This is a genomic window from Dictyobacter aurantiacus, assembly GCF_003967515.1.
GTDB lineage: Bacteria > Chloroflexota > Ktedonobacteria > Ktedonobacterales > Ktedonobacteraceae > Dictyobacter > Dictyobacter aurantiacus.
In genome coordinates this window covers 4,616,932-4,642,009 of the sequence record NZ_BIFQ01000001.1, presented here as the reverse complement: position 1 = coordinate 4,642,009, position 25,078 = coordinate 4,616,932, and the positions used below count along the sequence as shown (strand labels likewise).

Annotated in this window: 15 protein-coding genes and 1 other RNA gene; 9 read left to right on the top strand and 7 right to left on the bottom strand. The window is 56.5% G+C overall.

Translation table 11 applies throughout. The features are described 5' to 3' along the window. Positions 1 to 10 precede the first annotated feature (10 nt). Both KTT_RS18645 and KTT_RS18640 read right to left on the bottom strand, forming a co-directional pair. Positions 11 to 1,945, bottom strand: coding sequence for a WD40 repeat domain-containing serine/threonine protein kinase (locus KTT_RS18645; RefSeq protein WP_126597432.1), 1,935 nt, complete (start codon positions 1,943 to 1,945; stop codon positions 11 to 13). Positions 1,946 to 2,166: 221 nt separating this feature from the next. After that, on the bottom strand, positions 2,167 to 2,535 hold the full coding sequence (locus KTT_RS18640) for a winged helix-turn-helix transcriptional regulator (RefSeq protein WP_126597431.1): 369 nt from the start codon (positions 2,533 to 2,535) through the stop codon (positions 2,167 to 2,169). A 414-nt stretch (positions 2,536 to 2,949) separates the two neighbouring features. Here KTT_RS18640 and KTT_RS18635 point away from each other — a divergent pair, with 414 nt between their 5' ends. Beyond that, entirely contained in the window at positions 2,950 to 4,428 is a 1,479-nt protein-coding gene (locus KTT_RS18635; RefSeq protein WP_218030919.1) for an MFS transporter, read from the top strand. A 148-nt stretch (positions 4,429 to 4,576) separates the two neighbouring features. Here KTT_RS18635 and KTT_RS18630 read toward each other — a convergent pair whose 3' ends face one another. Together KTT_RS18630 and KTT_RS18625 are read right to left on the bottom strand one after the other, a co-directional pair. Then, positions 4,577 to 5,860, bottom strand: coding sequence for a hypothetical protein (locus tag KTT_RS18630; RefSeq protein ID WP_126597430.1), 1,284 nt, complete (start codon positions 5,858 to 5,860; stop codon positions 4,577 to 4,579). Positions 5,861 to 6,014: 154 nt separating this feature from the next. Beyond that, entirely contained in the window at positions 6,015 to 11,252 is a 5,238-nt protein-coding gene (locus KTT_RS18625) for a HEAT repeat domain-containing protein (protein ID WP_126597429.1), read from the bottom strand. Between the two features lie 436 nt (positions 11,253 to 11,688). Here KTT_RS18625 and KTT_RS18620 point away from each other — a divergent pair, with 436 nt between their 5' ends. The 4 genes from KTT_RS18620 to aat are packed head-to-tail and all read left to right on the top strand — an operon-like array spanning position 11,689 to position 16,031. Continuing rightward, complete coding sequence (locus KTT_RS18620; RefSeq protein WP_126597428.1) at positions 11,689 to 13,230, top strand: glycoside hydrolase family 3 protein; 1,542 nt, start codon at positions 11,689 to 11,691, stop codon at positions 13,228 to 13,230. An 11-nt stretch (positions 13,231 to 13,241) separates the two neighbouring features. After that, positions 13,242 to 13,712 carry a hypothetical protein gene (locus KTT_RS18615; protein ID WP_126597427.1) on the top strand — a complete coding sequence of 157 codons (471 nt, stop codon included), beginning with the start codon at positions 13,242 to 13,244 and terminating at the stop codon, positions 13,710 to 13,712. A 41-nt stretch (positions 13,713 to 13,753) separates the two neighbouring features. Continuing rightward, positions 13,754 to 15,415: a lipopolysaccharide biosynthesis protein gene (locus tag KTT_RS18610; protein ID WP_126597426.1), complete on the top strand. Its 1,662-nt coding sequence runs from the start codon at positions 13,754 to 13,756 to the stop codon at positions 15,413 to 15,415. A 4-nt stretch (positions 15,416 to 15,419) separates the two neighbouring features. After that, positions 15,420 to 16,031, top strand: coding sequence for a leucyl/phenylalanyl-tRNA--protein transferase (aat, locus tag KTT_RS18605; RefSeq protein WP_126597425.1), 612 nt, complete (start codon positions 15,420 to 15,422; stop codon positions 16,029 to 16,031). A gap of 39 nt (positions 16,032 to 16,070) precedes the next feature. Here aat and KTT_RS18600 read toward each other — a convergent pair whose 3' ends face one another. Further along, entirely contained in the window at positions 16,071 to 16,943 is an 873-nt protein-coding gene (locus KTT_RS18600) for a cytochrome c oxidase assembly protein (protein ID WP_126597424.1), read from the bottom strand. An 875-nt stretch (positions 16,944 to 17,818) separates the two neighbouring features. Between KTT_RS18600 and KTT_RS18595 the strand changes: the two genes are divergently transcribed. Continuing rightward, positions 17,819 to 18,970 carry a glycerate kinase gene (locus tag KTT_RS18595; RefSeq protein ID WP_126597423.1) on the top strand — a complete coding sequence of 384 codons (1,152 nt, stop codon included), beginning with the start codon at positions 17,819 to 17,821 and terminating at the stop codon, positions 18,968 to 18,970. Positions 18,971 to 19,890: 920 nt separating this feature from the next. Next, complete coding sequence (locus KTT_RS18590) at positions 19,891 to 20,091, top strand: hypothetical protein (RefSeq protein WP_126597422.1); 201 nt, start codon at positions 19,891 to 19,893, stop codon at positions 20,089 to 20,091. 35 nt (positions 20,092 to 20,126) lie between these two features. On the opposite strand, the gene rnpB is transcribed toward KTT_RS18590, so the two are convergent. Then, positions 20,127 to 20,503: RNase P RNA component class A (rnpB, locus tag KTT_RS18585), an RNA gene on the bottom strand. Between the two features lie 271 nt (positions 20,504 to 20,774). Here rnpB and rnc point away from each other — a divergent pair. Beyond that, the gene (gene rnc, locus KTT_RS18580; RefSeq protein WP_126597421.1) at positions 20,775 to 21,455 is read left to right on the top strand and encodes a ribonuclease III; all 681 of its coding nucleotides are present in this window, start codon (positions 20,775 to 20,777) and stop codon (positions 21,453 to 21,455) included. Positions 21,456 to 21,517: 62 nt separating this feature from the next. Continuing rightward, positions 21,518 to 23,002, top strand: a complete 1,485-nt coding sequence (rpoN, locus tag KTT_RS18575; RefSeq protein WP_126597420.1) for an RNA polymerase factor sigma-54 — start codon at positions 21,518 to 21,520, stop codon at positions 23,000 to 23,002. Here rpoN and KTT_RS18570 read toward each other — a convergent pair. Then, complete coding sequence (locus KTT_RS18570; protein ID WP_160145966.1) at positions 22,992 to 24,971, bottom strand: Rqc2 family fibronectin-binding protein; 1,980 nt, start codon at positions 24,969 to 24,971, stop codon at positions 22,992 to 22,994. The two genes, rpoN and KTT_RS18570, sit on opposite strands and share 11 nt — an antisense overlap. Positions 24,972 to 25,078 lie beyond the last annotated feature (107 nt).

Here is a 25,078-nt window from a genome sequence, read left to right as displayed (position 1 = left end):
ACAGCGAGCATCAGGCAGGGATGGACCAGATGTTGAGGACGCTGGCATCCTGATCATCCAGGGTAGCCAGCTCATTTTTTCCAGGCGACCAGGCGGCCAGGAGTTGTCCTGGCGCCGACAGAGAGGGGTGCGCGGTGTGGGCGAAACCGATTAACAGCCGTTTCTCGCTGGAGGCCAGCGTAATATGGCCCTGACGAGAGATCGTGAGCAAGCGTGGCAGGGCGGGCAGCTTCTCCCAATGGAGGGCCTCGCTTTGCGTTTGTACATCCCGGCCCAGCACGCGACGATCCTGGGTCGCCACCAGCAGCAGTGAGCCATCTCTTGACCACGCCAGGCATTGAATTTTCTGGCTCAAGTTGGCCACCTGCCAGGCGAGCTGCTTACTACCTACCGGCCAGCAAACCACTTCGCCATGGCTGGACCCACTGGCCAGAAGGGTTCCATCGGGCGACCAGAGCAGGGTGCCAACATTATCACAGCGCATCTCTCCCGTAGAGATATGCTGGGGCGCCAGTGGGCGCGACTGCAGCAGGCGTTCGCACGGGAGATGGTAGATCCAGATTGTGGTATCGAGCCAGAGTGCCAGTTGATCCTGATGGGACCAATCCATGCCTAGCGGCGTGCTGACGGTCAACTGCAGCGCGTAGGGTAGTGAAGCGGCACGCTCCACATCCCAGAAACAGACCTGGCGGTCACCAGCCACCGCCAGTACCCGGCTATCGGCCGACCAGCTCACCACGCTGGCACGCCCCGCGTTGAGGGTCGTCACCAGTTGCAGATCATGGCCCCGCCGGTAGATATAGATGGCACCATAGAGCACGCAGGCCAGGGCCGCGCCATCGGGGCACCAGCTCAACGCCTTGGGACGCGAAGGGAGCGATACACGTAGTGGTCCCTGTACCGGCAATGGCGCGAGCAACACGCCCTCAGGACGATCAGGCGCGATCGCTTTGGGAGGCTTGATCGGCAGCGGCTCGTCCAACACACGATGGTCCTGGCTATCGGACGCATCGAAGGCGGGGGAGAAACGCGGGCCCGGAACGACCAGAACTGGATCTGGCTCGGTCTTATCCTCGCCATAGGCAGAGATAGCATGGCGCAGAGCTTCGGCGAACGCCAGCACGGTCGGGAAACGGCGCTCAGGATTCTTCTCCAGGGCGCGCAGAAAGACATTATCTATCTGCTCCGACCGCAGCCGCTCGGGCAACAGAGCGCTGGGAGGTTGAGGAGGAGTATACAGGTGGGCCTCCAGGTAGTATTGCCGATCCTCATCATCGACATGAACCGGGAACTGGCCGGTCAGCAGCACGCAGGCCATCACGGCCAGGGCATATTGGTCGGAGGCGCAATGAACGTGCTGCTCGATCTGTTCCGGGGCCATAAACGCTGGCGTGCCCACCACCTCGCTGGCCATTTCAAAGGACTGGTGTTTGTAGCGCGAGATGCCAAAGTCAAAGAGATAGAGAAAGACGACGCGCTCGGCCGTGTTGACTGAACGATAGAGAAAGTTCCCCGGCTTGATATCCTCATGCACAATCTGCGGCTGATGGCAGTGCAGATACCACAGGCAGTTCGCCGCCTGCATGACGGCATCGGCCACCTGGCGCAACGACCAGAACTGCCAGGGGGGACGCCGATTCATCAACGTGGCCAGTGAACCCTCGGGGATGTAGGGCGACACCAGGTAGGGAACGTTGTGGCGCTTATAGAGCATATGGCCGGAGTCCAGCAGCGGTAGGATCTGGGGGTGGCTCAGGTCCTGCAGAATGGCGATCTCGCGCGCGAAGCGCTCGGCCGTTTTCTGGTTGCGATAGGGGTCGCCCTCGTAGACCTTCATGATTTTGACGACGACCTGGCGGGCCTCTTGCTGGTCGTAGGCCAGCCAGACTTCGCTCATGTGCCCGCTTGGCAGCGTGCGCTGCAAGGAGTAGCGCTCAGCGCCCATTTCTTTTTATTCCTCTCTGTTAACAGGAACTTGAGGTTCTTGATGTGCCGCCTGCGGCGGCAAAGAGGGAAAAAGGGGCATTTGGGGGACACCCCCATGCCCCCGGCAGGAAGGGCAGCCGCCCATCCTGCACCTCCCCGCTCCCACGAGTTGTGCAACTCGTGGGAGCGGGGAGGCTGGTCGCTTCTTACGAGGAGGCCCATCCACTTCTCCGTGTATGATTAAAATGTTCGCGACTCAACCTGCTTCAACTGCTTCAGCTTTTTCCCTACGTATTTTTCTCCCCAATCTGCCATTAGAAGCAAGATGGGCTTCAGGGTTTCGCCGAACGGCGTGAGTGAGTACTCAACCTTTGGAGGGACCTCTTTATAGATTTCTCTGTGGATGACACCATCTTCTTCCAACTCACGAAGTTGAAGCGTGAGCATGCGTTTGCTGGCATGAGGAAGAAAGCGGCTTATCTCACCAAAACGCCGTGGACCTGGCAGTAAAAACGTCAAGATCAGTGCTTTCCACTTTCCTCCAATTACATCAACTGTCACTTCAGTGGGACAACTGGGCTCCTGACACTGATAATCTCCTTTATGCATCGCTATTTCCCTGTTGGTTATTTTTTTGTTACTATATCACATTTTTTTCACTACTTGTTTCTATAGAACCTATGCGCTAAGCTTTTGTTCGCAGTGACTATGATGTCTAAACGAGAGTGTCAGACTCTCATGATGATAGCCTGCGGCCTGCATGAGGTTTTGCCCCTGCGGTGCTCAAGAGTCCTTTGGTTGTTGGTGTATCAGGGGCGCATCTGCGCCCCTGATACACCAACAACCAAAACCGGTGCGGCCGCGTAGCGGACGCCTGTGCGGGGACGCGTACATGCTCTCAACATGACGGAAGTCTGACACGCTCTAAGACCTGGTTTCGAGCACCAACGCCACTGACATGGCTCGTGCTTCGCACCCAGGTTCTCGGATACGTAATAATTCAAAAGAAAGAGAAAGCACTATATGCAAGAACAAAATGCTGTTGTACAAAGCCTCAAGCGACCTGGCATGGCCATGGCTTTGCTGGCCTGCTCTCAATTAATTATTGCCGTTGACTATAATATTGTCTACGTAGCGCTTCCATCTATTGGCCATAGTCTAGGCTTCTCCGCCCAAAACCTTCAGTGGGTTGTCAGCGCGTACGCACTTACCTTCGGTGGCTTCTTACTCCTTGGTGGGCGAGCAGCTGATCTTCTCGGTCGGAGACGGATGTTCACTCTGGCCCTGGCCCTTTATGCGCTATCTTCCCTCCTGGGAGGACTGGCACAAGCACCAGCCTTTCTTCTGGCCGCTCGTGCGCTCCAGGGAATCGCTGGAGCGTTTCTTTTCCCCGCTACTCTTTCCATTATCAATACGTCCTTCCAGGAAGGACGAGAACGGAATCAGGCCCTTGCCATCTGGGGTGCTGCTGGTGGTAGTGGTCTTGCGATGGGCTCTTTGCTCGGTGGTCTCCTCACCAGTACATTGGGGTGGGAATGGACATTTCTTGTCAATGTTCCTTTTGCTGCCCTTGCTGCCATTGCTGCTCCCTTTTTTCTGACGCAAGAAAAAAGAGAAAAGCAATCATTACATCACTACGATCTGCCAGGTGCGCTTACCTCAACGGCAGGGGCTTTGCTCTTTGTCTACGCGCTGGTTGAGGGACCAGAAAAAGGCTGGGCTTCAGCATATACGTTGATCTGTATACTCATCGCACTTCTGTTGTTTGCAGGGTTTGTTTTCATCGAATCTCGTACACAGGCTCCATTAATGCCGTTACCACTTTTAAAGAAACGGGGCCTTGTTGCCTCTATTATTCTCACCGCACTTTTCATGGCGTCATTTGGAGGTCAGACCTTCTTGCTTACCGTCTGGTTTCAACAGGTTCACGGTTACTCGGCAATTCAAGCAGGTCTGGGATTTCTGCCTCTAGCACTGGTAAATGCGCTGGGAACGAACGTGGGAGGACGATTAACGACAAAAGCAGGTGTTAAATGGACGTTGATGATCGGGATGGCATTGGGGGTAGTGGGCTTTGTTTTATTAGCATATTGCATCTCGCCAACCGGTTCCTATGTTACGGATGTTTTACCAGGCGCAATCATCGCGGCACTGGGGCAGGGTATTACCTGGACTGCGATGTGGATAGCAGCGGCGATGGATGTTCCTCCTCAAGAGCAGGGCATCGCCTCGGGGATAGCAAGTACGTCTCAACAGGTAGGCAGCGCCATTGGCCTAGCCCTCATCGTGGCCATAGTCAACGAAGGGACCAATAACCTTGCGGGAAGCGCGTTAGCAAAAGCAGTAAATTATGGTCTTCAGCATGCTTTCTATCTGACTGCAGGGCTGGCGCTTTTAGGCATATTGACTGCACTCGTTGTATTGCGTTTGAGACGTCCTGAGCATGGTGAACCGTTGACTGTCAATGAAATCCCGCCGGCAGAGGTCGTCTCGGGCTCTTAACTGTTGCGATACTTTCATAGCTTGTAACCAGGTTCAGATATGTCCTCAGACAGGATGTCATCCTGATGCTTATCTTCGAGGGAGCTGAGAGGGAAAGGGGCATTTGGGGGCACCCCCTCCCTTACAGGTATAGGTTTTTTGGGGAACGTTAAGCGCTGGCCCGTTCACGAGCTCGGGCTCGGCGCTTACGCTCCTGTTTCTTCTCCCGCTTGTGTCGCTCTGAGGCGCTTGGTAGCTTTCTGGGTGGTTGCATGTCTTGCGGCCATGGCTCATCGAGCATCTGCCCCTGCAACAACGGCTCGTCATTGAGCACGGTTGCTAGCACCTGTAACCGCCCGCGTACCACACAACTCAATCGACGCACTCGCGGCTGATGGTTGGGCCTGCAGCGTTTCTTGCGCGCAATATGGCTTGCAGGCAACTCCTGCTCACTGTTTGCCGCTCGCTGCTGTTCTTCAGCGACACACCCCATGCTCACACTCATCAGTTGGGCAACTGCCATCGCCAACCACAAACGCTCCACACGCCCTGCTTGCGTCATTTTACTGTGATGCCATCCCCAGAGTCCCCGCTTGAAATCTTTGTACCCCGTTTCGACCCAGGTGCGCATGCGATACCAACACACCTCAGCCTCCTGCGGAAGCAGATCCGTCAGCACGACCCAGGGACCCTCGTAGCCTTCTTCCCAATGCACCAACACCGTCGCGTTGACCCGCGCCTGCTTGCTCGCGAAGCACTCCACACGCCCTTTCCACGATAGACCAGGTGTGGGCACCCACTGCGCGATCATCTCAAAGTCGTCTGAGCCAACTCGTCGAGCTTTACAGTTGCCGTTGATCCGTAAGAAGGGATGCCAGCCGCAGGTGCGAATCCCTTCATAGAGCCACTGGGCATAGAGTCCGCGATCAGCCATCACGATCACGAACCACTCTCCAGGCACACACCCGTGCAGATGCGCGAGTAAGCCTTCCCAATGCGGTCGCCAGGACCCTTTCTCATGCGCCCCCAACACTTTCCAGGCCACTGGAATACTACAGGAGCGAAGAACCACACAGATCGAGAGCACTGTCCAGCGTTCTCCCAGGGTGGTGGCATCAAGGGCCAGTGCCATACGGCGCGTGTGAGGTCCACAGCAGCGCACCACCCATCGCAACAGGGAAGCAAAACAGGTGGAGACCTCGATCTCCCGTCGCTTGTCACCGCATTTGTCATGTGCATCCAGATACCACTCCCGTAAACGTTGAGCTACTGCGTCCTCGGATTGACCCAGGACACACGCGAGCAGAGCACTGATCTGCGACCATCCACAAGCGCCCAGCAGCGTCATGCCAACGCTCCAGAGGACGAGCCCGTTGAGTTGCGATGAGCGAAGATGAGGAAAGGCCGTTGACACCTGGTCCAACCATTGCGATAATAAATGATGGCGATTCATGTTTTCTCCTACAAATGATGTGGAAATCGTTTTGTATTATAGCAGAAAACCATGACTCGCCAAGTTTTTTCCTCCTTCTCCAAAAACCTATACTTGAAAGGCACCCCCTCCCCCCGGCAGGAAGGGCTCTGCGCCCCTCCTGCATCTCCCCAATTTAGCGGAGGCGTTGGGATTGGCTGCCGCTGCTGCCGCTGGTTGGCCCTTTGGGGAGCTGGCGCTGGATGGCCTGGTGGCGCTGCATGAGGTCGCTCTTTTCCTCTTCGACCTCTTCCAGTTCGTGGCGCAGGCGATTGCGCTCTTTGGTTAGTTGATCAACCATGGCTTTGAGGCTTTCCTTTTCGCGCTGCATCTTTTTGAGCTCATCTTCATGCTCTCCCTGCTTGTCGTTAAACTTCACCAGGTCCTCTTCCAGATCGCTGATGCGCTTCTGCTGCTCGGCCATTTTCATGGTCGAGGCCAGCAATTCTTTCTTAAAGGTGTCGCGCTGGTGCTCGATATCCTGCTGCAGCTTGAAGAGCTGCGGCTCGTAGCGCCAGCCCAGCAGGACGTTGGCGACCTCGCGCAGGGCGCCTTCATCCGACTTGTCTTCACGTAGTTCCTGAAGCTTGCCTACGTCCCATTGTCCACTGACGAGCAGGCCACCCAGGGCACGCAAGGCCACCGCCAGCTCTTCGGGATACGGGGAACCAGGGCGACGATTGGCGATCCCATATCGATCAATGTTGTAGACATAATCCTTGACATCTTCGGGCGCGATGGTCATGCTGAGCACAGAGGCCACCTCGGCGCGCAGGGCGGCCGGTGAGTCGCCGTCATCGAACACTTCGAGCAGCAGGTGCTGCGTTTTGGGGCCGAGCAACAGGAACAGGTAGGCCAGCTGACGCGTCTGCTGGGGTTTATCGATCAGCGCCTGCACCAGGTGATCGATAATAGCCTGCTCACCCAACAACAGCAACAGGGCCATCACACGCAGGTTGGTCTCCTGAATAGTGCTGGTCTGGACGAACTCGATCAGTTCGGGCACCATTACGTGTTCTTCGTAGGGTAGCCGGGCCTCTTCATGGATGCGTGCCAGCAGCAGGGAGACGGCCATGGAGATGTCATCGCGATTATTACTGACCAGCAGAGAGACCAGTTCGTCCTTAATCACCTCTGGGGGCATGCCACGGAACACCGCCATGGCCGCTTCGCGCCGGGCCGGATTATTGCGATCGCTCTGGGCGGTCCAGATAAAGGAGAGAGCCGGCACGCCGATCTCGCTAAGGATAAACTGGGCCGAACGAGCTACGGCTGGATCAGGATTGATGATCAGGTCTCCTACCCGTGTGACGGACGGGGCACCATTGCGGATCAGAGCGATCTCAGCTCCCTGGCGACGATCATTATTGAAGAGAGCGCGCACCAGTTGATCCAACACCTCGTCCTGGCGCGCCGGCTTGCGAGCCAGGCGTACAAAAGCCTCGGCCACATCCTCAATCAGACGTGCATCCTCCAGACCGTCTAACAGAGCAGGCATACTGATGTCTGCCATCTTCTCGGTCAACAGATCCAGCAGCGTTTCACGAGCATATGGCGGCAGCGTTGGATGGAAGAGCCGCAGCACCTCAAGCAGGGCCCGCTGCTGCTCCTGTCCCTGACGCTGGCGCACCAGGGAAATGATCACGCGCTGAGCCGCCTCGCGGGCAGCGTTCCGCTGATCGTTCAAGCCGTTCACCAGAGGCCGGAGCACAGGCAGGCCATAACGCGGCAGCAGATCCGCCACCAGGGGACCACGCTCGTGCTCGCCAAGCAGACTGACCAGGGGCGGTATCGCCTCCTGAGGATACTTCAGCAGCAGGGCGCTGACCACATTACGCATGGGTGGCTGATATAACCCATCCAGCAAGGCGGGCACAACGATCTGACCGGGCATCTGCTCCAGCGCCATATGCACATATTCACGCACCGACTCGTCGCGATGCAGCAGGTTCTCCACCAGGATAGGCGCGGCATCCTTCCCCTTATCGCGCAGGACCAGCACCACCTGCTCGGCCTGGGCAACGCTGCGCCGCTGCTCCAGCACATCGATCAACGACTCACCGGGGAATGGCTCCATCATCATCAACGCCCGGCGCACACGCGGGGTGGCGACCGTCTCATTAGTAGTATCCAACGCCTCGACCAGGCCGGGGAACGCCACCAGCCCCAGTTGACTCAAGGCCTGAATGGCCGCCTCATAAACCATCGTGTTACTCACGGAGAGCAGTTTCAGCAACGGCGTCACCACGCGCACATCCGAGAACTGGCAGAGAGCGCGGATAATAGCGATGGTTACCAGTTGATCCAACCGGGGCTGATTGAGCAGTTGAATCAGCGCGGGAACCGCGCGCGCGTCGCGCAGATGCTCCAGGATCTGAACCAGGAAACGCGTACGTCCCGAGACAGCGGTTGAGAGGGCCTCGATGATGGGATCAACCGCTGGCTCACCGATCGATTCCAGGATGGACGAGGCGCGATCGGCGATTACATCGTCGGCATCGGTCAGGATGCGTTCGATCAGGCCCGGGATACTCTCAGGGGCATAGACCTGCAGGGCATGTGCCACCTGCTGCCGCACAGATTGTTGCGGGTCCGCCAGCAGGCGCAGCAGGGGATCGAGCGCGCGGAAGTCACGCGCCTCACTCAAGATCTGCACCACGCGCATACGCACCACATCGGATGGATTGTTCAGGCGCTCGATCAGGCGCGGAACTGCGGGAGAGCCGATCTCCTGCAGAGCCAGGATCATGTTCTGAACCGCACGGGCGTCCTGAGACGACAGGAGGGCAAGCAGCGCGTCAATCGCCTTTTCCCAACGCCGCTCACGGGCGCCATCGGGCAGCGATCCGCTCTTCCCCTGCTTGACGATAAACTCGCGCGCCACCTGCTGCGTCTCCGGCTCGGCCTGGTACTGCGACGACAGCATGGGCACCACATGCTCGATGATATGCTGATATTGCACCAGCGTCACCTGGTAACGTGCCCCATCCTGATCATCCAGAAAGCGATCGAGGATCGTCAGCAATGCCTGGTGGACGCGCGGCTGAAAGGGTCCGGGATTGCGGCTCTCTAATTCCAGTAAGGCACGGTTTAAAATGAGTTGCGGACCCAAACGGATCAATGCGTTGGTGGCGCGCTGGGCGATAAACAGGTCGCTATCGCGCAGCCGCTCGATCAACGGCTCAACCGCGCTGCTCTCATTGGTCCAGCCCAGCGTATTGACGGCGGCCGAGCGCAGGCGCAGCGAACGCTCAGGAGCCGGCAGGCTCAGCGCGGCCGCCCGTGGCACCACCTGCTCGCCAAAGCGTCCTAGCACACGTACGATACGCTTTACCTGCTGCTCGTATGCCATATCATCCACGGCATCCTGCAGCTGGGCAAAAAGCAGGTTCGGCACCACATTGCGATCCAGCAGCGTCAGCAAATCATCGATGCCATCGGTCGTAATCAGCGGCAGCAGAGAACGATAGACCTCCTGTCCCCCCTCTTCAGCGCACTGGGTAAAGATCAGCGCCAATTCTTCGCGCGCGGCCTTATTGCGTACAGCTACCGAGAGGGACTCCTCGATGCCTGCGGGCAGCACCACGCGGTGCTGGATCTCCGCCTGCGGCGGCGTCCACAGCACACCGACACAGATCAATCCCAGTGTCAGAGCCTGCAGCACATAGGCTTTATTGCTGACGCCCAGCAGGCCAAAGCATTCGGCCAGTTCCAGGGGATTATCCAGCAGACCAGCCCAGATGGCGACCGGCTCGCTCCAGCGGCCAACATCTTCGAGCAGGTCTTCGCGAATCTGCAAGGGAGGGAGAGGACGGGGAGCGCAGGCAGCGAAATATTCAGCCACCAGGTACTCGGCGATCAGCTCATGGCGGAAGCTCAACACGCCGTCCGCACTGATCTCGATCAGGCCGGCCCGCTGAGCAAACTGGATCAACAGCGAAAGATCATCGTAGGCATCGAACCGGGGTCGCTCACCAGTCGTAAAGGGTCCCTGCGCGGGATGCTCATCCAGCCAGAATCTGAGCTCGTCGCGTACCTCATCAAAGTTGTGGGATGCATGAGAGCTTCCCAGCGGGGCGAGGGAGAGTTGGATAGCGTTGCGATCCTGGGCCCAGCGGGCCGCGCAGGCCACTTCACTCAGGAAACGCACCACGTCCTGCGCGGCTGGCGCGCCACTGCCCCACTTCTCAATCTCCTGCTCCAACAGCTGCTGCACCGACTCACGCAACAGGCGTCCACGCGTATCCACCTGCTTGCCACGATCCACACCGATCTTATCGATAATGCCCATCAGGGTAAACAGCATCATCGGATTGGTGCAGTGGTAGCGCAGGCGGCTACGATCGATCACGGTCATAATCTGATCGGCGCTATGTTGCCACGGAACATCTGACTGCTCGATATAGCGAGCGACGAACTCCTCCACCTGCTCCGGTAAGAGAGGATAGACCAGCACGCGTGCCGCATGCCCCTCCTCAACCAGGCGCGAAAACTCAGCCTGTTCGCGATAGTCCACCTCGCGGCATGTCATGACCAGACGATTCTGATTCTGGCTCATCACCTCAGCCAGTTCATGGCTTACCCGGGTCAGGTAGTTGCTATCCACCTCATTGAGGCCGTCGCACAATAAGAGGAGCCGTCCCTGCGCGAACAACGTGGGCAGATAAGGACGCAAAAAACGCATCCCTGGCAGATCACTTTGCGTAATGTAAGAAAGCAGTGAAGCAGGGGAAGTATCGACGCGCTCATCCTCCACATCAATGGGAGGAGAAACGTCCAGTTGTTGTTGCTTCAAAAACAGGCTGTAATTTTTCATCGGCACATAGACGGGGATCTTACCCCGGCTCAATGCCAGGCCCATCGTCTTCTGTGTCGAAATATACTGGTAGACACGCAGAGCCATCGTTTTACCGGCACCGGGCACGCCCAGGATCAGCAGGTGAGAACGCTGATTCTCAACCAGTTGCAGAATGGAGACCTGCTCATCGCGTTGCGCCACACCATCTTGATCCTGAGCCGGGCTCAGATCGCTCGTCTGACGTATATTCGCCAGGGCCGTCAGAGGTGTGTATAGATCATGGTACTTTTTCTGGGATTCGTGCGCCGCGCGTAGATAACGGATAATAGCCAGCGGCCGTGCCAATAACAGGGCCAGTCCGGTAAATATACACAGTTCAGGAAGAGCAATAATAAGAATAAAAGGTAATTCAGCCAGCAAATGGAAAGGGAAAAGTATTCCAAAAACAAGAAGTAGGGTCAACAGGCAGGTGATGCCCAGCCCGATCAGAAAACAGAGAAGCACACGACGAGGTGCGAGAGAGGTCTGTCGTCCTCCGCTTGTGCCCAGGGAAATAGTATTTTGTATTTGTTTCATTTATGATACCCCGGATCTCTTTTTATATGCATAACAAAAACAGTATATCGCAGTCGATCCATCCCAACAAGCAATAGGATGAAAGGGCACGCTCCTCCTCACCGCCTTCGGCGGCGAGGAGAAAAAGAGGAGCTGGGGGCACAGCCCCCAGACCCCCAGTCAAGGGGCTCGCCGCCCCTTGCATCCCCGCATCAACACACAGAACGTTTATCCATGGAGTGCAGAACGGGGTCGTCACCCCGTTCTGCACTCCATGGATAAACAACTGGCCTTTTTGTGTGATATGTGCTTTACTTTTAGGGGTTGGCGCATCTTTATAGATGATTATATCTTTAGAGCTCATCATGTAGGGCGTACAATATTATAGGTTCTTACGAGTTTTTCTGCCATTTCTATACGACAATCTGTATAATGCTTTTCTTTAAGGGGGTCTTGTATGGAGCCAGATGCTCCCTCGGCGGCGCAGAAACATAGCTCTTCGGCCGAGCTAAACGGCGAACAAGCAGAGACGACGCAACCAGTTGACGCACAATCCCATATCGAAGCCACCCGTACCCCGCATCCATCAACAGACACGTCGCAGGCTACTATTGATGCAGAAAAAGAAGCGAATCCAAATAATATTGATGAATATAACACACCACAAGCCCCAATGTCACCACATGGTTTAGGGGGCATAGCAGGCAGTTGGAGCCGTTCTGATCGAATAAAGATAGTCGGCATCATGTGTCTGCTGGCGCTACTGGTCTGGCGAGCAATTGATCTTGGTCAGCCACAATTCATCGGGGCACAGGGCTGGGCCAGCGTGCTCTATCCATCCGCAACCACCGCTACGACGGCACAGGACTCGCAGAATGTTCTCAAGGGACTGAACCACCGCGCCCTCCATCAGCCACATGCAACAACGCAGGCAGCCTTGACGCCGGAAGCCTATATCGATCTTATCATCAACAAATTATCGCTGGATCAGAAGCTGGGTCAGATGATGATGGTACAATTTGTGGGCGCGAACTATAGCCAGCAACTCTCCACTATGCTCAGCCAATACCAGGTTGGATCGGTACTGCTCTTTTCCGCCAACGGCAACATCATCGACAAAAATCAATTCAAATCCCTGACGCAAGAGATTCATCGGAACGCAACCGATCTACCAATCAGCCTGGCCATAGACCAGGAGGGAGGAAGCGTTGATCGCCTGCAGCAGCTGGATGGACCGCGTCCCTCAGCCGCCACGCTGGGCGCCAGCAACAATCCACAAATGGTTAGCGCGGCCGGACAACAGGATGCGCGCGATCTTGCGTCCTATGGAATCACGCTCAATCTGGCCCCGGTAGTAGATGTCGACACCTCGAACTACTCCGAGCTGCATCAGGACATGCGCACCTTTGGAACCACGCCCCGGACGGTCTCGCGCATGGCGGAGGCCTATTTAGAGGGCTTACAGCAGAGCCACCAGGTTGTAGGTACGCTTAAACACTTTCCCGGCCTTGGTGATGCGACGGTCGATCCCCATGTCGGTCTGCCGAGTATTCAACGCTCAAAAAGCGAACTAGAAGCGATCGATTGGGCCCCCTATCGCGCCATGATTCACCAGGGACAGGTGCACGCTATTATGGTCACCCACGAAATCGTGCCCGCCATTGATCCTAGCCAACCCTCGTCCCTCTCACCGAAACTGGTCACGGGCATCCTGCGCGACGAAATGGGCTTTCAAGGGGTAATCATGACGGATAGCCTGACCATGGCGGGCATCACCGCCTATTACACCCCCGACCAGGCGGCGGCCATGGCCATTGAGGCTGGATCAGATATCATTATGGGCGCGTCAAGTCCTGACGATGTAGCACAGATGATCAATGGAATCAAGCAGGCATTAAACAAAGGAGGGATCTCACAATCGCGCATCGATGCGTCCGTACGACGCATCCTATTGATGAAGTATCAAATGGGTCTGTTGCCCATTCCGGGCAACAAATAGAAAGGACGCCAATGCTTCACCTTCGTCTCTTACAACAGAAAGCCCTGAACTACCGCAACCTGAACTATCGCAAGCTGAATTACCGCCAGTTGGGGCTCTACACCATGGTGGGACTGGAGACGCTACTGGTCGCCAGTGCCCTGGTCCCCGCACAGCTCTGGACGCGGATCTTCCCATTGTCCGCCAACGCGGCCCTCAACGGTCCTTATCCCGCCAGCATCGCACCGATGATTACGCTCTTTCTCTATCTGCTGCCCACCGTGATCGGCTTTAGCTGCCAACGCTGGCAGAAGGCCCTGCTCCTGGCCACCCTACCAGCCTGGCTGGGCCTGGGTATCTTCCTGGTGGCCGCGACATTTAAAGTCGGCGCCTTTTATGTGGTATCGAGCGACCACATTACAGCCAACGTCAGCTTGCTAGAGCTCTTCGCGGGACTAGGAGCAATTGGCTGGTTAGCAAGGTTTTTGATTAAAATGAGATAAAATAGTAATCTCTGAAAAGCGTCTTTACTGGAAATAACGTGATGATACAACAGCCATCTGATAAAGCATCGCAGGGAGATAGCGGAGCCCGGCAATTATTGAAGCGTGCCCCTAATAGTTATGTAATTAACCAGATCTATAGTCTCTGGTTCTTTCTCTCGTCCTTTCTCTTTACTGTGCTGATTACACGCGCGGTCACCACCGGCGAGTACGGCGTCTATGCCATTATACAAACTACGATTAATACCATTATCTATATAGTGGCGCTGGGCATCGAAGACGCCACCGTGACGTTTGTCCCACGACTCCTGTCCGAGTCTGGACCCGGAGTGGCCGGTCAGCTAGCCCGCTATCTGCTGGCGGTACGCCTGATCATCCTCTTTGTGACGATCGCTATAATTCTTTTTGGTCTCCCGCTGCTGGCCACCGGTATCGCGCTGCTCCCCATTCCTGGCAGCGCGGCGGTCGTTAACACCTTACAGGGTCCGCTCTTAAGCAGATTTAGCATTCCAATCGCGCTCTATGTCTTTGGCACTGGTATCAGCAATCTCTTTAGCGCCCTGTGCGCGGCCCGCATGCGCATGCACATTGTACTGGTCATTGGCAGCATCACGCAGGGAGCGCTGCTACTGGCAGGATTTATCCTGCTCACGCTGGGCTGGGGTATAGATGGCATCCTCTGGCTGCAGGCGCTGGTGGCGCTGCTGACCGCGCTGGCCTTCGTCTGCTGGCTGGCGCCGTTCCTGCTCAAAGGAGCCCCACATCACAGGCTACCCCTAAAGAACATCTGGCATATCAGCATTTCGGCCTGGCTCACCAATCTGGCCACCGGCGCGCTCTTCAAGCAGATCTCAATCATCCTGCTGGGCGTCTTCTTGATTTCGGTAGAGAACATCGGCTACTTCAACCTCTCATTCCAGCTAGCGGATGCCGCCAACCTGCTGCTGGTCTCGGGCCTTACCGGAGTGGGTGGCTCAGCGCTGGCGGCGGCCTTTACCGGCCACAACCACCAGAGATTCGGGCAGACCTGGCAGGCGCTGATCAAGGTCGAGACGCTACTGGCCGCGCCAGTGCTGGTCTTCTGCCTCTTTAACGCGTCCAACATCACCAACGTCCTGTACGGCAACAAGTATGACCCGGTCTGGCCCCTGCTGACCATCTTCTTATTTTTTAACCTGCTGGTGCGCCTCCTCGGCACAACCATTCACCAGTCTGGTCTCTATGTGCTCGGCAAACCCAGACAGGTCGTCGCCAGCCAGTGGCTGGGTCTCTTGATCGTCATCGGCGTTGGCATCCTCTGCATTCCCACCCTGGGAGCGGCGGGCGCGCTGATCGCGGATGGGATCGCCAAAACGGCGGCGGGGATCCTGCTACTGATATGGATCGCGCCACAGATCCCATCGGGGCATCGGCGCGAAGTCCTGGTCTTCACGGGTCGCTTTATGCTGGCCCTGATACTGGCGGCGCTCCCCAGCCTGCTCTGGCATCCCAAAGATCGCATCTTGCTGGGCATCTCAGGCTGCCTGTTTATTATTTTATGCCTGGGGCTGCTCTGGTGGATCAAACCACTGACACAACCGGATATCGAATTGCTTAAAGGAATGAATCCACGCCTGGCCGGCTATCTCAAGTATTTCAGCCGCGCCAGCAAGGATATAGGGCCAACCCGAACAGGCGGAAACAAATGGGCAGGCATGAGGTAAAGATATGGGAACGGAAAAATATGAAACGAGGAGGCACGTGGTCCCGGAAGCACTCGATCCTGAACTGGTCGTCCAGGCCTATGCCCAGGGGATCTTTCCCATGGCAGACGAGCAGGGGAAAGTTGACTGGTACGCGCCCGATCCACGCGCCATTCTGGAGCACCAGAACCTGCATATCTCACGTTCACTGCGGGCCACCATCCGCAAGCGCATCTACACCATCCGCACCGACAGCGCCTTCGAGGAGGTCATGCGCGGCTGCGCGCAACGCGAAGAGACCTGGATCAATGAAGAGTTTATAAAAACATATACGTACCTTCATCGATGTGGACTGGCCCATAGCGTCGAGGCCTGGCAAGACGGCAGGCTGGTTGGGGGACTTTACGGGGTCGCGCTGGGCGGCGCGTTCATGGGTGAAAGCATGTTTTCACGTGCTCGCGACGCCTCCAAGGTCTGCCTGGTCGCCCTGACACAGCACTTACAGCGCCATGGCTACATCCTGCACGATACCCAGTTTACGACCCCTCACCTGATCACGCTGGGCGTCACCGAGATACCGCGCCGGGAATACGAACGACGACTGCGGCAGGCGCTCCAGCTACGCTGCGGCTGGTAGCCATGGCTACCAGCCAGCGGGAAAAGGAGAGAGAATAAATCAGCGCGCCTCTATCTCGACATCCTCTTCTTCTTCCTCATCCTCGTACTCCATGGACTCCTCCAGGCGACGCTGATCGGCGGCTCGGGTCTTATGCTCCAGTTGGCCCATCCAGCTAATAAACAGCGGCGACAGCACTCCCAGGTCAACCAGTCCTGGCAGCAACAGCAGGGCACCGGCCGCTGCCTGGTCACCAAAGGTATTCACGCCGATCTGCGTCGGGATATGGTAGTGATAGAGTGGAACTCCGCTATAGACCAGCACAAAGGCAAAGATATCCAGCGGCTGACCATCCAGGATCACATAGAGCATCTGCAGGGGATAGCCATGCTTCTTGAGCTCGGAAAGGGAGCCGATGATCGGCCACCAGTTGAGCAGCGAGGTCAGAAAGATAGAGAGCATCATGGTGTTGTAGAGCTCAGCATTAGGGGTAGAGGCATTGTAGATCTTAGGAGCATGCCAGAGCAAAAAGGTCGCGTTAAAGATCACCGAAGCAACGACCGGATTGGTCAAAAAGCGTACCACCGTACTGACAATGGGGATATCCAGTATGGGACGCAAGACCACCTCTGAACAGCCGCCCAGCAGCAAGGGAGCGCAGAAGGTGGTCAGGGTCACGACCTCGGCCATATGGATCAAAAATAGCTGGGTACGGCCGATGGTCTGGATCGGCGAGAAGAAGAGGGCCGCGAACAACAGCAGACCACAAAAGAAGGAAGCGATACGGACCTTACTGACGGTAGGCGCCTGTGGATCTTCCTGGTGCGAGCGAAAAATCTGGCGCAGGCGCAACAGATACAGAAGCGCCAGCACAACCAAACAGAGCAAACCACCTGGACTCCAGGACCAGGAAAGAGATAGACCATTCAACATAGAAAGACTCCACAAAAATACCTGGATAGCAATATAAATAACCTTGTTATTTAGTATAGAGCAGGAAAGCCGAACGTGCAAACATGCACGTTCGGCTTATAGGAAGTTGTGTCTTACTCTCGTCATTAAGGGGGCATGGGAGCGCCCCCTTACGCGCGTCCGCTACGCGGCCGCGCTGGTTTTTTGTGTTGGTGTATCGGGTGCGCGGATGCGCACCCGATACACCAACACAATGGACTTGTGAGCATCGCAAGGGCTAATCTTCAAGCGTGCCGAGCGGGGGACGCGCCAGTTTTTTAATGTTGGTCCATGGTGCGCGGATGCGCACCATGGACCAACACACAATGGACTTGTGAGCATCGCAAGGGCTAATCTTCAAGCGTGCCGAGCGAGGGACGCGCCAGTTTTTTAACATTGGTGCATAGGGCGCGGATGCGCACCATGGACCAACACACAATGGACTTGTGAGCACCGCAAGGGCTAATCCTCAGGCGTGCCGAGCGGGGAACGCGCCAGTTTTAACATTGGTGCATGAGGCGGATGCGCACCCGATACACCAACACAATGGACTTGTGAGCATCGCAAGGGCTAATCCTCAGGCGTGCCGCGCCGGGGACGCGCCAGTTTTTTAACATTGGTGCATAGGGCGCGGATGCGCACCATGGACCAACACACAATGGACTTGTGAGCACCGCAAGGGCTAATCCTCAGGCGTGCCGCGCTGGGGACGCGCCAGTTTTAACATTGGTGCATAGGGCGCGGATGCGCACCCTATGCACCAACACACAATGGACTTGTGAGAGCCGTTGCGCACAGGGGAATTTGGTATAATGCAGATAAACCAATCAATATGCAGGAAGAAAGGGGATGCTGGTATGCGTATTCTGATTGCCCCGCAGTCGCTGAAGGGGAGCCTGACGGCCGCCGAGACAGGAGCGGCGATCGCGAAGGGCGTTCGCGAGGTCTTTCCAGAGGCTGACCTGACGATTATTCCGATCGCCGACGGTGGCGAGGGGACGGTGCAGGCGTTGATCGATGCCACCCATGGGCAGATGCATATCCGGACGGTCACCGGTCCCATGGGGGAACAGGTAGAGGCGTTCTATGGCGTAACGGGTGATGGCCAGACGGCCGTAATCGAGATGGCGGCCAGCTCAGGTCTGCCGCTGGTAGCTCCCGAACGACGCAATCCGTTGATCGCGACCACGTATGGGGTGGGTGAGTTGATTAAGGCGGCCCTGGACCAGGGGAGCCGGCACTTTATTCTGGGCATTGGTGGTAGCGCCACCAACGATGGGGGGGCCGGCATGGCTCAGGCACTGGGTGCCAGGTTGCTGGACGCCAGCGGAGAGGATCTACTGCCGGGAGGAGCCGCTCTGGCCAGGTTAGCACAGATCGACATCAGCCAGCTTGATGCGCGCATCAAAGAATGCAGCTTTGACATCGCCTGTGACGTCACCAATCCTCTGTGCGGTCCAACGGGCGCATCGGCTATCTACGGTCCCCAGAAAGGGGCGACCCCGGAAATGATAGAGGAACTGGATGCCGCCCTGCACCATTACGCGCACATTATCCAGCGCGACCTCAAAAAGGAGGTCAGCGAGACACCTGGGGCTGGAGCCGCCGGTGGACTGGGGGCCGGTATGCTGGCCTTCCTGCATGCCTCTCTACGGCCAGGGGCCCAGATTATGCTAGAGACACTGCGCGTTGACGAATATATGAAGAACAGCGACCTGGTAATTACGGCCGAGGGTCAGCTCGATGAGCAAACGGCCTATGGGAAGAGCGTTGGAGCCGTTGCCAGGCTGGCCAAAACGCATCAGCTACCCGTGCTGGCAGTGGTGGGTGGGTTAGGAGAGAACTATACGCGTATTTACGACCTCGGTATTGATGCGATTACAGTATTACCCTCTAGACCGATGCCGTTAGTCTATGCAATGAGACATGCCTCACTATTGACGAGCCAGGCAACCGAGCGAGCGATGAAGCTCTTTTTAATGGGAAAGCAGTTGGGGGATAAAATATGATAAAAAAAGTGTTATCCTTTTTTCCCATTAATCGTTAATTCTGTCATCACAGGAATGCATTCTGTGCGTGGCGCCTTCTTTTTTTTATACGAGGGTGTTTGACTCTCGTCATTGTGGGGGCATGGGAGCGCCTCCATACGCGCGTCCGCTGCGCGGCCGCATCGGGTTTGGTGTGGTGGTGCATGCGGTGCGCAGATGCGCACCGCATGCACCACCACACCACGGATTTGTAAGCACTGCGGGGACTACGCCATCTAGAGGGTCATGGTGCCACAGCGGTGCGTTCACGCACCGCATGCACCACCACACCATGGATTTGTAAGCACTGCGGAGGCTAAGCCACCCAGAGGGTCATGGTGCCACAGCGGTGCGTTCACGCACTGCATACACCACCACACCACGGATTTGTAAGCACTGCGGGGACTACGCCATCCAGAGGGTCATGGTGCCACAGCGGCGCGTGAACGCACCGCATGCACCACCACACCACGGATTTGTAAGCACTGCGGAGGCTACGCCATCCAGAGGGTCATGGTGCCACAGCGGCGCGTGAACGCACCGCATGCACCACCACACCCGGACTCGTGAGCACCACGGGGGCGAAAACACCCAGGGTGTCATGGTGTCACAGCGGCGCATTTGCGCCGCTGTGACACCATGACACCACAAACCAGCGCGGCCGCGCAGCGGACGCGCGTGCGGGGGCACTCACGTGTCCTCAAGGTGCGGGAGTATGACACATTCTAAAAACCTTGTTTGTACAAATGTTCGTAGCACGAGAAATAATCCCGACCAGGAATATGTTATATATACAGAGAGGCCCGATGCATGCATCTACGTATCACGCAGCTTGCAATAAGTCTCCAGCATAGCCCAATGTATATTGTTTACCCAGTTTGATGCTAGAGGGAGCGGCTATTATGCAAGAACATTCTTCTATAGTTAAAGGCGATGATTTTCAGAATCTATTGGGCATGGGATTTTCAGAAATCGAAGCTGCGCAACTCGTTCACATGAAAGAACACGTTACCGAGCAAGTCGAATACCGTGAAATACTGCAGGAGAGTCGTCGTCTGGATTTTGTACGCTGGCTAATTGAGCATAAACGCATCAAAGATTAATGCGTTTATATAGAGTATAGAGAGGGGTCTGGGAGGGTTTGAGGAAGCCATAAGCCGAATTTTGTACCCTCCCGGGCTCACGCCCGGGCAGGCGGTAATCATCTATCTAGGACGATGGTTGCCCACCGCCTCAAGCGACCAACCCGAAGGATAACAGGCGAGCAACCTGCCTGATCAAAAAGATCAGTCCCTTCTGCTTAGTCTTGCTCCAGATGGGGTTTGCCCAGCCAGCCAGTCACCTGGCTGCTGGTGAGCTCTTACCTCACCATTTCACCCTTACCCGAATACACAGGCGGTATGTTTCTGTTGCACTTTCCTTGAGGTCACCCTCACTGGCCGTTAGCCAGCATCCTGCTCTGCGGAGTTCGGACTTTCCTCGGATCACGAGATCCGCGATTACCTGTCTTCCTCAAACCCATAGCATAGAGTATCATATCTTAAGAGAAGAGTCTAGCAGGTAGATCATCATCTTTCGTTCGCTACTGTGATTGGGAATCGAATAGATTCTATGCATGCTCAGACAGCCGAATATTCCTACACAGGAGCGTTGCGGTTCCATCCAAAACGCGTTACAATGACGGCGATAAACGAAACGGACAAATGGTCAATACTTGTGGCGCTAAACTCTGGGGTATGATGCCAAGGCACATCGGGGTAGCCAGTCTAACAATAGAGGTACAGTCATGCACGAACAATTAGAAGAGATTATAGGGATAAAGTTTCAGGATGAGCAGCTCCTGAAATTAGCTCTCACGCATCGCTCATATATCTATGAGACGCCTGGAGTGGGGCAAAGCTCAAACGAGCGCCTGGAGTTTTTGGGCGATTCGATTCTGGCGTTGATCAGTGCTGATTTCCTCTATCGCACCTTTCCCGAGTTGAGCGAAGGAGAACTGACCGATGTCCGCGCGGTACTGGTGAGGACGGAAACGCTGGCAAACTTCGCGCGCGAGATCAATCTGGGCGCGTTTTTGTTGATGGGGAAGGGAGAGCAACATAGTGGTGGGGGACAGCGAGTGCAGGCCTCCGCCTTTGAAGCGGTGCTGGGCGCAATCTACCTGGACCAAGGACTGGAGGTGGCGCGACAATTTTTGCTGCCACGCCTGGACCCACTGGCACATACTATTGTCACCAAACGCCTATTTAAAGATAATAAATCGTTATTCCAGGAACTGGCGCAGGCCCATGAAGGGATTACCCCTTCATATCGGCTCGTCAGTCAGGAAGGACCATCGCACAATCGGGAATTCACCGTCGAAGTCATGTTAGGAGATCGTGTAGCTGGCCGCGGACAAGGCCGTAACAAACAAACGGCAGAGCAAGAAGCGGCTCGTGGCGCGCTTGTGAGCCGTGGCTGGATTTAGGATAAAAAACGGTAGAACATCTTAATTCTGAGGCGCGAACAGGGGATAGGTAGGGTACGTGTATGCGATTGGAACAAACGCCAAGAACCGATCAGAACGTCAGAATAAGCGCTCGGCTCGTAACATCGAGTACGATACTCCATCTCTCAGCAGATGAGCTAGAGCGCACTATTAATCAGGAACAAACAGAGAATCCCGCTCTTCAGGTAACGGAACAGCGCATCTGCCAGTTCTGCTCCACACCTCTCTATGGGCCGACCTGTACAGTCTGTGGCCGCATCACCCAGAATATCCCACAGATGGCATTTGCGCCCGAGACACCTCGTCACACTATTTCGGCTGACTCTCCGTGGGAACAGCAACTCTTCTTCTACGATAGTGATAACTATGGCTTTAACGAGGCCGACAACGATGATGCCTATGATCCAATGGCCCGTATTCCAACCAGTGAGACACTGGTAGAGAATCTGCTGCACCAGTTGGAGGCGCTGATCCCCCCCGAAGATGCTCCGATCGCCGAACAGCTGGTGGGGAACCTGGACAGCCGGGGCTACCTGGAAATCCCTGTCGAGGAGATCGCCCGGCATCTGCGAGTACCACTCAAGCGCGTTACATACGTGCTTGGTCAGCTTCAGACCCTGGAGCCGGTCGGCTTTGGCGCTCGTAACCCGCGTGAGTGTCTGCTGCTCCAGCTGACGGCACTGAAGGAACAACAAGAACCTCCTCCACTGGCCGAAATACTGATCGATCGCTACCTTGAACAGCTGGGACACAACCAGTTCGCGGAGATAGCGCGCAAGCTCAAGGTCACTGAAGCCGAGGTGCGGCACGCCAGTGACTACATCAGCGCCATGCTCCATCCCTATCCCAGCTATATTTACAATTCGGTCAACAACGACACCCCGCTGGGCAGTAGCACCTCATACATCCACCCCGACATCATCATCCGCAAAGCAGAAAATGGCTTTGAGGTCGAGCTGATGGAAGAAAAGCGTTACAATTTCCGCATCGAGACGCACTACGCCGGATCGGGCGAGCAGGTGAGCAGTGAAAACAATACCGATATACAAAAGTATATGTACCAGAATCGTGATCGAGCCAAATTTTTCGTGGACTGCATCCGCCGGCGCTGGCGGACTCTGAGGCAGGTCGCGGAGCTCGTCGTCAGCCTGCAAAAGGATTTTCTCGAAAAGGGAACGCTCTTCTATCTCTATCCATTAACCAGAGCCGAAGTCGCCTCCATCCTCAATCTCGATGAAGGCACTGTGAGCAGGGCAACCGCCAACAAGTATGCCCTGCTTCCCAATGGCAGATTGATCCCAATCGCCGGCTTCTTCGATGGCTCAATGCGCATTAAAGACATGTTACGTGAACTTATTCAAGCGGAAAAGCCATGCCACAGGCTCAGCGACGAGGAACTGGCGCATATCCTGGCTGAACGCGGCATTCCGCTAGCCCGCAGGACCGTGGCGAAATACCGCGAAGAGATGGGCATCGGATCATCGCGTGAGCGCGGACTGGCCTCCGAGCGCAGGCCTATCCTTTAAGCAGCGTCAACGCCTTATCCGGCTCAATGTAAATCGTGTGCTCACGCTCATAGATCACCATGCCGGGTCCGCCACCCTTCATATGGCGTACGTGGCGCTGCAGCGTGTAATCAACGGGCGCGCTGGTGCTGCCACGCGCCTCGCTGTAATAGGCCGCCAGGCTGGCCGCCTGATCGATCGTGCTGCGCGGAATCTCGCGGCCCGCCGCCTTAATGATTACATGGGCGCCGGCAACGCCGCGTGCATGAAGCCACATATCGTTGGAGGTCGCCTGGCGGAACGTCACCTCCTCATTCTGGCGGCTATTTTTGCCGACCAGCAGGGTAAAGCCCTCGCGACTCTGGAAGTGCAGGGGCACGCCACCACCGGGGGCGGTCGGCTTGCCCTTCGCCGCCTTGCCTCCCTTACCCTTCTTCGCCGCCTTGAGCGCCTTCTTATCCACCAGGGCCTTACCACGGATATAGCCCGCCGCCTGCACCTCGGTCTTCACATGAGCGACCTCGGCGGCATTCTCGGCCAGCTTGAGATCGGCCATAAACTGCTCAAGCGTCGCCAGCTCTGTGTCGTTCTGCTCGATCTGAGCGGGAACCAGCTCAAGCGCGCGGCGGAGCTTATGGTATTTATTAAAGTAGCGATTCGAGTTCCCCACCGCATCAAAGCGCGGATCCAGCGGCACCGTCACCTTCTGCGCCTCTCCCGAGGGGGTCTGCTCAAAGTAATTCTCCAGTTCCACGCTGGTCGGACCCTGCTCCACCTCCTGCTGATAGGCCAGGAGCAGCTCGCCGAACAGACGATAGCGGGCTGCCTCGGCCGAATTATCCATCTCTTTCTGTAGCAGATCAGCCTTGCGCCTGCAGCGATCGATATTGTTCTGCAGGATCTTACGCAGCGGGGCGCGCAGGGTATCTACGGCATCGCGCCACTCGGAACGAGCAAAGTACTCATCCAGCAGGACATTGATCGATGGCGACTCACGCACGCGCGCATCAGGCAGAGCGGCATACTGCTCAAGTACGTAGGAAGCAAAAGCCAGGGGAAGATAGCGATCTTCACCCGCGGCCGCGAACGACTGCTGCTGCTCATCGGCCGTCATCAGACGCTCAACCAGTTGGGGATGCCAGCGATGGGTATCATAGGCGCTCGTCAGATCGCAAACATTCCAGGCCAGTTCTTCCCAGACCGACTGGTCGGCCTGCGCCACCGGCGTTTCCGCATTCTCGGTGGCGCGGAACACCGCCTCGCGCGCCAGCAGGGGACTGCAGCCAAGCACATGATGCGACAGCAACTGCCAGAGCTTCGGCTCCTCGGGAGCGCGCCTGCGCTTTTTAGCTGGCGACTGCTCATCCCGCACCGTCTCATCGGCGGCGCAGATAGACAGCTGGGCCGCCGTCACACTGGTTGGCTCCAGGCGAGGGAGCTGCTGACCCGCCAGCGTACGCTGCTGCGGCGGTGGTGGCACATACGGCAGGCCCGCCGCCACCTCACGATAGCGATTGACGTCCGAACCAACACGCTTCAGACTGCCCAGAATCATGCCGCGCTCATCGCAAAAGATAATATTGCTGAGCCGTCCCATCGCCTCAATGATCAGGCGGAAGCGCACCCGCTCCTCACTATCAGGACTCCTGCGATAGCCGGCCACGATCTCAAGAACCCGCTCCCAGCGCGGCTGCTCGATCGACTCGATACGCGCGCCCTCCAGGTGCTTGCGCAGCAGCATCACAAAGGCTGGCGGCTCACTGGCGATCCTCTGCGGCTTCAAGGCCGTAAGATGGGCGCGGGCAAGCTGCGGATGGGCGGAAAGATAGATCCAGCGGTTCCTGCCTCCCTCGCCCTCGGCGCCCGGAGCATAGCATTGCAGGGCCACCGCATGCTCAGTCGGCTGAATAATCGTATCGATACGCGCGCCCACCAGCAATTTCCGCCACTCATCCGCGACATTAGCCAGCGTCATAGCATCTATATACATAATAAATTCCTTGCAGGTAAAACGACTTTCGGGATACCCAACAGTGTTGTACAATAGTAGTGCAAGCACGCACAGGCTCAACACGGTAAGAGCCAGGTGGCTTTTCT

Bases quoted from the DNA above. Each gene is read 5' to 3' on its own strand.
- KTT_RS18615 (WP_126597427.1), top strand. From the start codon at position 13,242: ATGCTTCACCTTCGTCTCTTACAACAGAAAGCCCTGAACTACCGCAAC.
- aat (WP_126597425.1), top strand. From the start codon at position 15,420: ATGGGAACGGAAAAATATGAAACGAGGAGGCACGTGGTCCCGGAAGCA.
- KTT_RS18620 (WP_126597428.1), top strand. From the start codon at position 11,689: ATGGAGCCAGATGCTCCCTCGGCGGCGCAGAAACATAGCTCTTCGGCC.
- KTT_RS18625 (WP_126597429.1), bottom strand. From the start codon at position 11,252: ATGAAACAAATACAAAATACTATTTCCCTGGGCACAAGCGGAGGACGA.
- KTT_RS18610 (WP_126597426.1), top strand. From the start codon at position 13,754: ATGATACAACAGCCATCTGATAAAGCATCGCAGGGAGATAGCGGAGCC.
- rpoN (WP_126597420.1), top strand. From the start codon at position 21,518: ATGCGATTGGAACAAACGCCAAGAACCGATCAGAACGTCAGAATAAGC.
- KTT_RS18590 (WP_126597422.1), top strand. From the start codon at position 19,891: ATGCAAGAACATTCTTCTATAGTTAAAGGCGATGATTTTCAGAATCTA.
- KTT_RS18570 (WP_160145966.1), bottom strand. From the start codon at position 24,971: ATGTATATAGATGCTATGACGCTGGCTAATGTCGCGGATGAGTGGCGG.
- KTT_RS18640 (WP_126597431.1), bottom strand. From the start codon at position 2,535: ATGCATAAAGGAGATTATCAGTGTCAGGAGCCCAGTTGTCCCACTGAA.
- KTT_RS18645 (WP_126597432.1), bottom strand. From the start codon at position 1,945: ATGGGCGCTGAGCGCTACTCCTTGCAGCGCACGCTGCCAAGCGGGCAC.
- rnc (WP_126597421.1), top strand. From the start codon at position 20,775: ATGCACGAACAATTAGAAGAGATTATAGGGATAAAGTTTCAGGATGAG.
- KTT_RS18595 (WP_126597423.1), top strand. From the start codon at position 17,819: ATGCGTATTCTGATTGCCCCGCAGTCGCTGAAGGGGAGCCTGACGGCC.
- KTT_RS18630 (WP_126597430.1), bottom strand. From the start codon at position 5,860: ATGAATCGCCATCATTTATTATCGCAATGGTTGGACCAGGTGTCAACG.
- KTT_RS18635 (WP_218030919.1), top strand. From the start codon at position 2,950: ATGCAAGAACAAAATGCTGTTGTACAAAGCCTCAAGCGACCTGGCATG.
- KTT_RS18600 (WP_126597424.1), bottom strand. From the start codon at position 16,943: ATGTTGAATGGTCTATCTCTTTCCTGGTCCTGGAGTCCAGGTGGTTTG.